Annotated in this window: 7 protein-coding genes and 1 pseudogene; 4 read left to right on the forward strand and 4 right to left on the reverse strand. The window is 56.6% G+C overall.

Annotated elements, in window-relative coordinates; translation table 11 throughout:
- From AYJ54_RS01825 to AYJ54_RS01835, 3 genes are all read right to left on the reverse strand, one after another.
- Nucleotides 1–1317: IS701 family transposase (locus AYJ54_RS01825; protein ID WP_063696173.1), on the reverse strand; the 1317-nt coding region annotated here is incomplete at its 3' end.
- A gap of 147 nt (nt 1318–1464) precedes the next feature.
- Nucleotides 1465–2742, reverse strand: a complete 1278-nt coding sequence (gene ectB / locus AYJ54_RS01830) for a diaminobutyrate--2-oxoglutarate transaminase (protein ID WP_430641382.1) — start codon at nt 2740–2742, stop codon at nt 1465–1467.
- 646 nt (nt 2743–3388) lie between these two features.
- Nucleotides 3389–5848: a CaiB/BaiF CoA transferase family protein gene (locus AYJ54_RS01835; RefSeq protein ID WP_245328848.1), complete on the reverse strand. Its 2460-nt coding sequence runs from the start codon at nt 5846–5848 to the stop codon at nt 3389–3391.
- A 1572-nt stretch (nt 5849–7420) separates the two neighbouring features.
- Here AYJ54_RS01835 and AYJ54_RS01845 point away from each other — a divergent pair.
- From AYJ54_RS01845 to AYJ54_RS01850, 4 genes are all read left to right on the forward strand, one after another.
- Complete coding sequence (locus AYJ54_RS01845) at nt 7421–8680, forward strand: aminotransferase class I/II-fold pyridoxal phosphate-dependent enzyme (RefSeq protein WP_082905431.1); 1260 nt, start codon at nt 7421–7423, stop codon at nt 8678–8680.
- Between the two features lie 268 nt (nt 8681–8948).
- Nucleotides 8949–9344 carry a hypothetical protein gene (locus tag AYJ54_RS48790; RefSeq protein ID WP_136623367.1) on the forward strand — a complete coding sequence of 132 codons (396 nt, stop codon included), beginning with the start codon at nt 8949–8951 and terminating at the stop codon, nt 9342–9344.
- Nucleotides 9345–10263: 919 nt separating this feature from the next.
- On the forward strand, nt 10264–10548 hold the full coding sequence (locus AYJ54_RS48795) for a hypothetical protein (RefSeq protein WP_136623368.1): 285 nt from the start codon (nt 10264–10266) through the stop codon (nt 10546–10548).
- The gene (locus AYJ54_RS01850; RefSeq protein ID WP_063696175.1) at nt 10529–10981 is read left to right on the forward strand and encodes a MaoC family dehydratase; all 453 of its coding nucleotides are present in this window, start codon (nt 10529–10531) and stop codon (nt 10979–10981) included. Before AYJ54_RS48795 ends, AYJ54_RS01850 begins: the two co-directional genes overlap by 20 nt.
- A gap of 964 nt (nt 10982–11945) precedes the next feature.
- Here AYJ54_RS01850 and AYJ54_RS46600 read toward each other — a convergent pair.
- A pseudogene (locus AYJ54_RS46600) lies at nt 11946–12887 on the reverse strand (IS630 family transposase).
- Nucleotides 12888–12958 lie beyond the last annotated feature (71 nt).

The raw sequence follows: 12958 nt of genomic DNA on the forward strand, positions 1-12958 counted from the left end.
TGAGACGGCGGCCGAAGGATGAGATCGACGATGGCGTGACGTACGGCGGGCATGGTTGGCTGAGGCGGAGGTCCGTTGATTCTTTTTTTTCCGCCCCGCGTGTGCGAGGCGACGATGCTGCAGGAAGGCGTAGGCAATCATTGTCATCAGGGCGTGGCGATGAAGACCCTGCCATGATCGCCCCTCGAAGTGATCAAGTCCGAGCTCCTCCTTCAACTGCTGATGCGCCTGCTCACAAATCCATCTTGCCTTGATGGTGGCAGCTAGTGTGCGCAGATCCGTCGCCGCAGGGAGATTGGCAAGATAGTATTTCTTCTCCCCTGAGGCACGTTGCTCGCCAATGAGCCAAGCTTCGTCGCCCGGGAGATGCTGCTGACCCTTATCCCAAATCCGCTGAGGAGGGCCGTCGGCGGTGCGGACACGGAGAGCAGCAAATCGGGCTTTCAGCCGACCTTTCGTCCCGCTGCGCCAGCTCACGGCTTTCCATTTGGCGCTGGCCAGCATTTGTTCTGCCGCAATCGATAAGACATCGGGCACGTGGTGCTTTCGTGGTTTCCCGCGGACCTTGGTAATCGGCCAAACGAGCTTCACATCGACCGGATACACCTTCAGGTGCCGAGGGATGCCGACAGCCCAGGCCAGCCCGCGCTCTGTTAGCCCTTGTCGAAATGGTGCGCTAAGTCCGTATCCTGCATCCGCCAGCACACATCCAAAGCGCACGTTGGCTGCCGTCGCGCGGTCAATCTCGGCCAAGGCAATTTCCGGCTTGGACCGTGGCGTTCGGTGTTCGACTGGCACGCGAGCGCGCTTCAAACGAGACACGTCGCTTGTCCAACTGTCAGGCAGAAAGAGACGTAACGCGACCATCACCGGCACTTCGCCGCGCGCAAGCGTCAAAGACACCAGCGTTTGGCAATTTGCCGTTTTGCCGAGAGCCGACGCGTATTGAGCCGCAACACCAACCGAGCGTTCACCCTTCTTCGGCAGCGAGGTGTCATCAATAACCAGCACCGCATCCCTGCCGCCGACAAGTCGGTCCGCCTGATTGAGCAGCTCTGTCTCCAGCGGCGTCGCGTCCCAGACACCGTCCGCAATGAAATGGTGCAGCTGGTCGTAGTTGCCCGTGGCAAGGCGCTCTGCCATAGGCTGAACGCTCTTGCGATCGCCAGGACCGATCAATCCCGCAACGTACAGAGGACACATCCGCTGCCGAGTCTTATGACCCAGCCGGTCCAAGAACGGCATCAGCCAGCGTTCGAGTTCGTCTTCCCATCCCGCCATGGTCAGCCCTCCAAGAGCCGACCACCCATGAATCATTGAAAAATTGATTCGGGAATCCTATAAAGCACGGCAAAATCAACGATCTGCCAAAGTAGTGCTAGACCGGCTGATCATCCGATATCCTCCGAGGGAGCCCCTATGCTTACTCGAATTCAGAGCTTGAATCAGATCTTAAACGACAGCCTATCTCACTGTTTCGGCCAACGACTCCTCAAATATTTCGAGCCCTTGCTCGAGTACCTCATGGTCGATCGTGAGTGCAGGCATGAACTTTACGACTTGATCATCCGGCCCGCATCGCTCGATCATCAATCCCTTGTCGAAGGCATTGCGTGCTGTCGCCTCCGCCTTTTCAGCGCTTTGGCAATCGAACCCCAGCGCCATGCCGCGTCCCCGAACAGAACAACCGCGTCCATGCTCGCATGCAATGGCCTCGAGCCGACTCCGCATAAGTTGGCCCATACGCTGAACCCGCAGCGAAAACGTCTCGTTACGCCAATAAATGTTTATAGCTGCGGTTGCAGATACAAGAGCAAGGTTATTGCCTCGAAACGTACCATTGTGTTCTCCAGGCCGCCATGCGTCCAGCCCCTCTTTGATCAAGACCATTGATAATGGCAGACCATATCCGCTCAGCGATTTCGACATTACGACAATATCTGGCGACAATGCTGCGAATTCGAAGCTAAAGAATTCTCCCGTACGACCACATCCCATCTGAATATCGTCAACTATGAAGAGGGCTCCCGTATCCTTGGCTACAGCCTGAATTGATCGCAACCATTCCTTGCTAGCTACATTTATTCCCCCTTCTCCCTGCACAGTTTCAACGAGAATGGCTGCTGGGCAATCTATACCACTACTCTTATCAAGCAGCACGGTCCGCAGATAGTCAGCCGAATCGACCTCCGGTCCGAGATAACCATCATAGGGCATGAAAGTCGCGCCAGATAATGAAACGCCGCTGCCAGAGCGATAGAAATGATTAGCGCTCGCGGCAATCGCCCCTAGACTCATGCCGTGATATCCACGCGTGAATGAAATGACATTCTTGCGTCCCGTGACCTTGCGGGAAAGCTTTAAAGCTGCCTCAATAGCATTAGCACCAGTCGGCCCTGTGAATTGCATCCGGTATTGCAAATCTCGTTGCCCAAGTACGATAGAGCTGAAGGTCTTCAAGAATTCGAGCTTCGCCGGCGTTGCCATGTCAAGTCCATGGACTACGGCATCCGAAGCTAGATACTCGACGATAGCACCTCTAATCTCGTGATTATTGTGGCCGTAGTTCAACGCTCCCGCACCGGAGAAGAAGTCGATGATCTGTCGACCACCGTCCGTCGACATAATTGAACCGCGAGCTTGACTGAAAACAGCCGGGAATATGCGTGAGTATGAGCGGACATTTGATTCGAGTGCTTCCAAAGCTCCAATGTCGCTTCCCTCGCCAGATACAACCTCCATGGTCATCTACCCCGGAATTGAGTGGCTGAATGAATCAACTCGCCGCCCTCAGATTGCGCGCGCTGTAAACATGGCGACCAGAACGTGCGCCAGCTTCGGCGAGGACCTATGTTGTAGCGCGACCGTTCCAAGAAATGGCTCCTCTCGCATATCCCAGAATCGAAAAGAACGAACCTGCTAAAGCTTGTAGATTTTGGTCAACGCTTCATACATGAGCGGTTAGCGCGCAGTTGATCTAATGTGCCTGGTGTGTACGCCTTCAGAGAAGGTCTGAAGCCGTCCGGACCACGAGAGCAATCCGCTTCGGCCAGGCTGCTTGAAGATTCACGCAGACGTGCGCTGCGGCGACCGATTCCATCATCGTCAATGGAGCGCCAGGTTTCTGCGAGATTCCGCAAGGGTCACCAGACCAATGTGACGCTTGGCGTTCCACTTTATGTCTGGCCCCAGCAACGACGATCGGAGAACAGAGAGCATTGAAAGCATTCTGATCACCTTAGACACCTGGAATGGTTGGTCGCTTATGAACGAAAAGGCGCTCCGCGAGCGGAAATCGGCAGCTCCACCCTTAGGGGCACCAGGTTGATATTCTCACCGTGGTCCGCGCCCGCATCGAGGGCACCAATCTAAACCGTAGCATCGATTTTCAACCTGATGAGGCTTTCTTCGTTGTTACGAGCTCCCCGTCGGAAAGCATCGTTGTACCAATGATGCCCTCTCTCGACAATTGCGCTATCTCGGCATCAGATAGGTCGAGAAGTCCAGATAGTATCTCTCGATTATGCTGCCCAAGCGTTGGCGCCGCAGTGCGGATTGGATAGGGCTCTGAACCTTCGCGAATCGGCAATGATGGCTGCGGGTGGCGCCCTATGAAAGCGCGTTCGATTTCCTGCAGAAACGCGCGCGATCGCAGGTGCCGATCATTAAGCAGATCAATTGGGAGACGGGCTACGCCAGCTGCAATCCCTACAGCTTGTAAATCAGACATGGCCTGATCGGCGTCCCGAGTGAGCGTCCACGCCTCGATCGTTCTCTCGATGACATCTTCGATGCCGCGGCGAGCTTCTTCAGATCTGAGAGACGGGTCCGCGGCCCAGTCTGGCCGGCCAAGGAGCATGGCAAGCCTTTGCCACATGTCCTCGTCCGTCGCGGTTACCACGATCCAGTTGTCTTCACCCGCGCACCGGAAGCAGCCATGCGGCACAAACTGCGGATGTCGACTGCCATACCTTGGCGGCGGCATACCGCCGGTCGAGTGGATAGTGATCCATGGCGCCGCGAACGGCATCATGCATTCGATCTGCGCTAAGTCAATGAACTGACCTTGCCCGGTGGTGCGGGCGTGAATAAGCGCCACCAGAACAGCAGCGCAGCCGTTCAATCCGCCGACAGCATCCCCGAACGCAATGTGGCTCATCACGGGTGGATCGCCGGAACTTCCGATCACGCTCGGCAACCCCGAGCCCTGCTCAAGAGTCGAGCCGTAGGCACGGCAATCGCGATAGGCGCTATCCGTACCAAAGGCTGACATCGACATCATAATGAGCCGAGTGTTAACCGTTCTGAGCACCTCGTAGCCAAGCCCAAGCTTCGGCAGCACATCGACCGAGTAATTGTCGACGACAATATCGGCTCCCGCTACAAGCCGTTTGGCAAGAGTGCAGCCCTGCGGCCGCGACAGATCGAGTGTGATGCCGCGCTTGTTGCGGTTCATGAAGCAGAAGCGCGCCCTCTTTTCGTACATCTGCGCATCGATATAGGCGGGCGTTCGGTCGACACCGCGCCACCAGTCAGGATACTGGATTGCCTCGATCTTGATCACGTCCGCTCCAAGATCAGCCAGTGTGCGGGTACACAATGGACCTGCCCAACCCATTGAGAAGTCGATGACCCGGATTCCCTGCAATGGCCGCCGGGTGGCATCAACGCAGCTGGATGACGCAGACGCAGTGCCAGTGAGTTTTCTTCGCGTATTCTTGACGCTCTGCTGCTCGCCGAGGGCAGGAACTTTTCCTCCCCGACGCGGCGGCGTCAACGTCAACCGCTGCACCGAGCCTACTGTCAGGCCCTCTTCTTCGCCAAGCAGAACAGGCACAATCGCGCCGGGCACCTTCTTCTCCCTTTCCTGGAGCAGATCGGATATTTGGGACACTGGCACGATCGGGATCCTGCGTTTTCGTCCCTCTGCGAACCACTCGTGTGCCGTCCGCGCTTTCAACTTCGGTATAAACCTTCGTTCGACCTGGTCCAGTCGTTTCAGACAATCTTCGCTCGGTATCCAAACTGGTTCATCACGCAATTCAGGTAGATCGAGCATGTCGCAGAATGCCCGCCATTGGCCCGGCGTTACCACTGTGACGCCGAGCCAACCCTTTCGGGCTTCATAAATGCCAACCGGTGAGCCTGGCCAAAAGCGATTAGTGCCAATCCTGCGCATTACGTCGCCGCATGCAAACGCCTCTGACATGAGATACTCGCTGAGAGCGAGGCTCGATTCGAAAATGCTGAGCGACCACGACCGCCCTCCTCCGGCCTGCGTTTGCGCAAGCACCGAGGAAGCCGCGGCAATGAAGCCCCACAGGCCAGCGAGGATGCCCGTTTGGAAATCCGGTGCGTGCACCGGCGGCCCCTCGACCGGGCCAACCAGCTTGATAAGGCCGGCGAGTGCCCGAACGGTTGAGTCGGTTGCGGTCAATCCTGCATAGGGCCCGTGTCGACCAAACCAGCTCGTTTCGAGGTAAATCAACTTGGGATAGAGCTGACGGACCGAGGCCAAATCGACGTCAGGGCAATCTGCGGCATCGACGTCGCGGCCATCAATCAGAATGTCGCAATCCTCGATTAATGCTGTCAGTCGTGTGCTCGCCTGTGGAGCGCCGGGATCGATGATGATGCTGGACTTGTTGAAGTTCAGAAATGCAAACCACGCGCTCTGACCGGCGGACGTAAATGGGGGACTCCGTCGAAGGCCATCACCTTCTGGCGGTTCGATTTTCCGAACATCGGCACCGAAATCGGCAAACAGGCGCGCGCAGTAGCTAGTTGCCGCCGAGCTCCCGATTTCGACCACCCGCAGATGCGATAAAACTTCCATCGAGCGATCCATTGTGATGCTCCGCGATCTATCTCGTGATGGGAGATATCGGGTCCCGCCCAATTGCGATTGGCACGGGCTGAGACAATCCAACACAGATCATCCGTTCATCCGACGCCGCCTCTCTCCGAATCCGATGAACTTGTGGTCCGGCCATCGATTGGAGCGCGCTATCGACAGTACTCAGCAAGTCTAATTCGACGGAACCTTTGCGGGTCAGCGCTCGCCACATCTCGTGGCAGAAATCAGGCGGCATGTACTCCTCCGACTCCTTGCCGCCGAACTGGTCGTGAGCTGCGTCACGGCCTGTGCGGCAAACTACCAAATGATCGTACACCATTAGTGATGGATCGAGGCACTACCTACTTTGGTGAAGAATGTTGCCCTTGATTCCTGAGAAGGGCTTTGTGCTTGGCATCGAACCACTGCAAGGTTCTTGAGCGATTACTGAATCGTTTCGCCGCGGTCTTCTCGAATGATGTGGCCGTTCTGGTGATCAGTATCGCGTACGCGCGGCCGAGCTACGGTTTACGATCAGAGAAGATCCGCCGCTCCGACCAAAAGACGGCGGCATCCCTCAGGGAGAGCCGATCCGTGTGCGATGACCTCCTTTGTCGCATCCCAAACGCGGACGAAAGGCGCATGATAGCAAGATTCTTTGGGGGAGCACCCACCGAAAGTTAGCGCTCATCTTTTCAATCTGCCCGTCATTTGACTCGCCCTTATAGAATCACGCCTTGCGAGCGTATCATCCATTCAACTGTTGATTTGCAGGGTCGCCATCAGACTCAACCGAAAGCGGTCCGCAGTACATAAAGCACGGGCCGGCCAAGACGGTCGGCGGCACAGAACGCCCCGAACGACTCTAGGAGTGACTTCTGCAATAATCTCGGGCGTTTAGACGCTTGCATCGGCTCTGGAGAGCAAGTCCGCTTGCTAGCAGCTCGAAACGCTGGATAAGGAGACGACGTTGATGGTTGTCCGGGTTGACACGCCAGCCGACATCCCAAGAAACTACTGTCTGGTTGGCGCGGGGTCGTGACCTGGCGAGCGAGGATCGATTGCCTCGCTTTCGGCGACAGAGCGAGAACAGGACTACTTCGCAGCGGTACGCCGCGCGGAAGATAAAGCCTTCGTAAGCGACCTTGTCCGACATTCGTGCTCTCCCAGCATTTCTGCGCACGTAAAGGTTCCTCAGACGGAACGCGTGGTTGCGCGGCCGAGTCCGGAGTCAGCTGCAACCGTGGCATTTGCAAGCTTCCGCTTAAGCCGAAGCCTTCGGTTCAAGGGCAGTGTATGAAGATTATCGAGAGGAAACCGGCGATCAAAGGCGTGCTACGTCCGGACAGGCCCACACTGCAGCCACACCCTAGTGCGATAAGTGTGCACACGACTTTGGCCTGTCCAATTTGGTAGCTGTCAAAGCGAGAGTGCCGGTGATTTAGTTCGTTTGGACTGGCGCCCGATTGAGCAACCGTCAGATTTGTAAAGAACCTCAAATTCGGCCTAATGTTAGCAAACTCCAATGGTTGAACATAACTGAGTGGTGGCCCGAAGTCTCTCGCAATCAGAATGGAAAATGGAATGCCACAGCAGATCACTGATGCTGGCCGTCTGAGTGAACAGTATCCGAACAGCGTCGGCGAGATCCAAGATAGGTCATACCGGTGTAGGCAAGAGCCTGGTCTTATGACCGTCCATGGACATTCCACGACCAGACGCGCATGGGGCAAGGGTCCGCCTGACAGCCGTTCGGACGTAATCGATTTTGTGCGAAGCTCATACCTGGGCCTCGACAATCATCCGGCGATCGTCGCCGGTGCGATCGAAGCGATCGAGGCGCATCGTTCGCTACATTGGCCGCGGGGCCGAACGCGACTGAACTTCGATCTTCTGGAGGAGCTTGAAGAACTCCTCGCCGAGATTTTCCGCGCGCGAATTCGTGTCTTTTCCAGTGGCATGCTCGCCAATCTGAGTGCGATGCTCGTTCTTGCTTCGGGTCAACTGACAGGCGGCAAGAAACCCGTCGTGGTGTTCGATCAATATGCACACATCTCGCTCGCTTACCAAAAACCGGTAGTGGCTGAGGGAACGCGGATGGCAACGATCGCGCATAACGATATAGACGCTCTAGAACGCATGTGCCGCGAATATCCGGTAGTCGCTTATGTGTGCGATGGTGTTTATTCTGTGGGAGGCTGTTCGCCAATTATGAAGCTGCGCCAGCTCCAGGAGCGTTACGGACTCTTTCTCTATATCGACGACGCTCACGGCATATCAATCTTCGGACATCAAGGCGAAGGATTTGCTCGATCTCAGTTTCCGCAAGCGCTCGGCGACCGAACCATCATAGCAGCCTCGCTCGCCAAGGGCTTCGGCGCATCGGGCGGCGTGTTGATGCTTGGTGCGGCGGATCACGAGGCGCTGTTTCGACGAAACTCGATTCCCTACGCGCTTTCGATGGCCCCCAATTTGGCCGCAGTTGGTGCGGCGCTTGGATCGTGCAAAATTCACTGCTCGGCAGAACTTGGCCAGCGGCAGCGGCGATTGGCGCAACGAATTGATCTCTTTGACCGTCGTATCGCAACCGCCGAGCAAGGTAATTCGCTTCCGACTAGAACGATCACCATTGGATCGGAAGCCAATGCGGTCGCAATCGCAAGAGAGCTTCTCGATTGCGGCTTCTATACCTTGGTGAAGCTCTGCCCAGCCGTTGGGCGCGGGTCGGCGGGGATTCGGCTACGCATCACAGCGCAGCATGAGCTGCGTGACATAGAGCAGCTTTGCGACAGCACCTTGAAACAAATAGTCAAGACGACGGGAAAGCCATACCCTCTCAGGTGAGATCATGATTGCCCCCCGATGGTTTCATGAAATTACCCGTAAGCATGCAGACGCGCATATAAAAGCTCACCAAGCTTCGAGGCGTTGTCTGGTACCGCCGGGACGGGATCACTAAAGTGCTCGAAGTCGTCCGCCGATTATAAGCCTCGTCCCGCCGCCCAGTTCATTGATTGCGCGCTGGCACTTGAGCGTTTGCGCACGCAACCGGAGGCACGACAGGAATTGAATCAGCAGCACCACCTTTCGATTGGAACAGGAGCGATCCGGCATGCCTCTTATTCAAATCAGATACAACCCAAAAACAATTCCCAGTACGGCCACTAGCGCATTAAGAGGTAATCTTCCGGCCGTTGCAGCCAAAGCGCTCACCCGCTCTGAGAACATTAAGTGTGCGCCGGAGCACATCATGCTGGAGTTCGAGCGCATGAGTGTTCTCGACTTGAATTGCAAAGACATCAATATCCGCGTGTGGGTGCACGACTATCCTAGCAGACGCGCCATTCTCGATTTGGCACGAGAACACATTGCAAAAGAGGTTTTAAAGCATGTTCCCACCGGGGTGAGTTGGTATGTATGGATACTTCCCATGCTAAGTTCATATGGATCAGACGCTGAACAGCTGTTTTTGGCATCTTGTCAGCCCAGCGATCAAGAATTGTTATAAGAGGCGATTCGCCGTTAGCCCTAACATCGCTCCACGCTCGTCACGCCGGGCCGCATCGGGCCGCAGATCTATCTTGCCATACCGGAGCCGGCTGACTTCGCCCAGAGCTATCTATGCTGGCAGCGCACAGAGTTCTCCGTATCGGCAATGACGAACTCTCCGGGCCCGCGCCCGGCGACCACCTTTGCGAGCCAAACGTCCGTTGCGCGTCGAGCGCCTCCCGCTCGTCTGGTAGAGACAATACTGGAATCGGCATCTTCAGGGAATCTCCCCACTTCGCCTCAAGTTTTCACGCCGCAAGAGCGCGAGCGCAGCTGTTCTTGGCCAAAAACCTAGCCGGATCGGAGCTGCCATTTCAGCGCTTCACAGTAACCGTTCCGGTAGCGTTGCGACATACTGCCCGCGCCCGCGAACAAACGGATTCATTCCCGAGACAGCGACTCGTTGCGCCGACCTTGCGGGATAGGGTAACAGAAGCCATACGTCCGCTAACCTCCCTTAGGGATCGGCATCATTACGTTCGGCTGTTTATGCCGACTGCTGCTCTGCGGGACTACCGAATGCAATGCCCTCCGGTCGGGCCGTATGATAATGTACGCTAATAATGTACATCGCGTCATCACGATCACCTCTTCGCCGGGCCGCTCAGCGATGGACGAAGACTGGTTCCGCGACGTCGTAAACCAAAGGGAGTGCAAAGCAGCCTCAGGCCTGCTCTTCGACACCTTCCGTCCACGTGCAATGGGCGACGGTTTTCCATGATGACAGATGTCGGACTGACCAGATGTGAGCGTCGGACTTGATTGCCCTCAAAGTTACTGAGTCGACTTACCGAGCACTCTGACGTCTGGTAGGTGCGCTCATCTGCGCGCCTAGTTAATGTGCCGCTCGCGGACGGTAGATAAATAGAAAACGGCAGATGAAGCGCTGCGGCATTCTGGAGCTCGACCGAGCTTATGTCGCCATCGAAGTCAAAGCCATGAGATTCGGTGGCTCTTCATTTTTCCGAGTGAATTGCTATCGGCCTGCTTCTACCTACATGCTGCGCGGACTCGCTACCGATGCGGATCACATTGCGAAGTACGAGGTAGCAGATTCGCTGAAAACGCTGGATCATCTCCAAATGAGTGGTGCGATTCCCGTTTTCTTCGCAAAACGGCAGCGCCGCAGAAGAAGGAAAGTTCATGGCCGGACTATATTATGAGGATTTCGAGGTCGGTCGGGAATTCCGGCACGCCCTCAGTCGGACGGTCACCGAGATGGACAATACCTTGTTCTGCCTTTTGACGCTGAACCCGCAGCCGCTGCACATTGACGCTCATTTCGCAGCCTCAACAGAATTTGGGGAACGGGTTTTCAACAGCCTCTATACACTAGGAATCATGATCGGTATGACCGTGCATGATACCACGCTAGGCACAACGGTTGCTAACCTAGGCATGGCCGATGTCACCTTCCCCAAGCCAGTCTTTCACGGGGATACGCTGCGCTCAACTACGAAGGTTCGTTCCAAGCGGGAATCGAAGTCACGTCCGAAAGCGGGAATTGTGGAGTTTGAACACCAGGCGCTCAATCAGCGCGATGAAGTTGTGGCTGGATGCCGTCGGTCCGCGCTGATGCATAGGAGATTTGCCTGATTCTTGGTACCGGCCGGTGTCGCCGTGCAACAGCTCAAGAGTTCGAGTCAGACCTCCAACGAAATGCAGCAGGCTGTCCCTTAATCTCGTCGATATCGAAAGAACGACAAAGCGCTTGGGAAAACCTGTTGGTGACCTATGCGGGTAAACGGCATCCTGGTGATCGACGACCGGCTCACCGGCAGGTCGCGGGGCTTGGCGCCTCGAACTTCTCCTAAGCTCAAGCGACGTGGAACGCATGGGTTCTCTGACTCGATCAGCGGCGGTGCCTTCGAGGTGATCGGCGACGTTCCGGCGCCGGACAACACAAATCGCGGTCAAGGTTTGTTTCTAAGGCGCGCAGGACAACCACCGCAGCGGAAATGGCTGCGCGTTATCGCGCGGCTGCCGGCATGACCGTGTCGCGCGTGCTACCAGGCCAAAGTCGAGCTTGTATGCTGACAATTTGCGTTCGCTCGCGGTATCCTGTCTTCTACAACCTCTAGCGACGTTAATACGCAATCGATGACCTACCCGGCAGGCTCAGCTAGCAACGGCAGATTCGACAACTAGTGGCTTCGCCTTTCCCGAGCTTTACTGCGGCTCACCGCCCGTACCCTCGAGATGTTGCGCAGGGGCCAACGGATGTCGCTCATGAGCGCAAGAGCGGCAACCACAGGCACACCGGGTGCCGCAGGTTTCAACCATTTGACGCCCATTAGACGGCCTCGAAGCGAAGAGAATGTCGGAACGGATCTGATCGCAGGCATAGGTGTCGTCTAACTACGACGCGCTCTTTAGCCGCGAGGCCCCGAGGCCTCTGCTCCCAACCCGCACGCCGAACCCATCACGATCGCGCCAAATCCCATCCCACGCCGGCGCGGCGCGGAGCTACTTCGCAATTGTTTGCGACATTTTCTTTCTGTGAAGCTCGGGAATTTGATGACGCCCAGGTTCACCGGCGCAGGCTTAGAGCATGCCGCGTTTATACGGAAACATATCCTGAATTTTTGAGATAATAGGCGCACTCCTCGTTGGAGAAGAGATCGAGGAGTTCGCCGACCTTTCGCCAGGTTGCCTCGACGTCGCGTGGCTCTGCGGCTCGGATCAGGTGTTTGAGTTTGGCGAAGACCTGCTCGATCGGATTGAGGTCGGGACTGTAGGGCGGCAGAAAGAGCAGATGGGCTCCCTTGGCGCGGACGGCGTTGCGCGCCTGCTTTCCCTTGTGACTGCCGAGGTTATCGAGGATCACGACCTCACCCTTTGTCAGAGTGGGCGCCAACACCTGTTCGACATAGAGGGTGAAGAGCTCACCATTGATCGGGCCATCGATCACCCAGGGCGCGCAGATCTGATCGTGGCGCAATGCCGCGATGAAGGTCATGGTCTTCCAGTGTCCGAAGGGCCAGATGCCTGGAGACGCTGCCCACTCGGCCCCCAGCCGCGCAACGGTGCCATGTTGGTCTTGATCCACGTCTCGTCGATAAAGACCAGGCGCGAAGCGTCGATCCTGCCCTGATGGGCCTTCCAGCGCGTCCGTTTACGGGCGACGTCGGGACGATCTTGTTCGGCTGGCAGCATCGTTTTTTTTGAAGCTCAGCCCTTCGGCGTGCACAAACGTCCACACCGCCCGGACGTCTGTCTTGATCCCGCGCACCGCCAGCTCCTGTGTCAGCTTCCGCAAGGTGAATGGCCCCGAGCGAATGCGCTTGCGCAGCCAGTCGGCATTAGCGCCGGACAAAACCGGCTTCTTGTGACCACCGATCTTGCCGGGCGAAACGCCTCCGGTCTCCCGCCGCAGATTCTTCCACTTCGTCACACAGGAAGGACTGATCTGAAGCGCTTCCGCAATCGAACGGACGGTCTCGCCGGCGTCAGCCCGCGCCAGAGCGCGTTCGCGAAGGTCTTCCGAATAGGGTCGCGTCATCCATGCTGGCCCCCGTTCTCCAGCATGGAGTTTGAATCAGAAATCTGTCCCGCTGGGAATCCCGATTCCGG

The sequence above is a fragment of the Bradyrhizobium centrolobii genome, assembly GCF_001641635.1.
Taxonomy (GTDB): domain Bacteria; phylum Pseudomonadota; class Alphaproteobacteria; order Rhizobiales; family Xanthobacteraceae; genus Bradyrhizobium; species Bradyrhizobium centrolobii.

Excerpts from the sequence above, each read along its gene's own strand:
- AYJ54_RS01850 (WP_063696175.1), top strand. The coding sequence starts at position 10,529 with ATGGCCGGACTATATTATGAGGATTTCGAGGTCGGTCGGGAATTCCGG.
- ectB (WP_430641382.1), bottom strand. The coding sequence starts at position 2,742 with ATGGAGGTTGTATCTGGCGAGGGAAGCGACATTGGAGCTTTGGAAGCA.
- AYJ54_RS01845 (WP_082905431.1), top strand. The coding sequence starts at position 7,421 with ATGCCACAGCAGATCACTGATGCTGGCCGTCTGAGTGAACAGTATCCG.
- AYJ54_RS01835 (WP_245328848.1), bottom strand. The coding sequence starts at position 5,848 with ATGGATCGCTCGATGGAAGTTTTATCGCATCTGCGGGTGGTCGAAATC.
- AYJ54_RS48795 (WP_136623368.1), top strand. The coding sequence starts at position 10,264 with ATGAAGCGCTGCGGCATTCTGGAGCTCGACCGAGCTTATGTCGCCATC.
- AYJ54_RS48790 (WP_136623367.1), top strand. The coding sequence starts at position 8,949 with ATGCCTCTTATTCAAATCAGATACAACCCAAAAACAATTCCCAGTACG.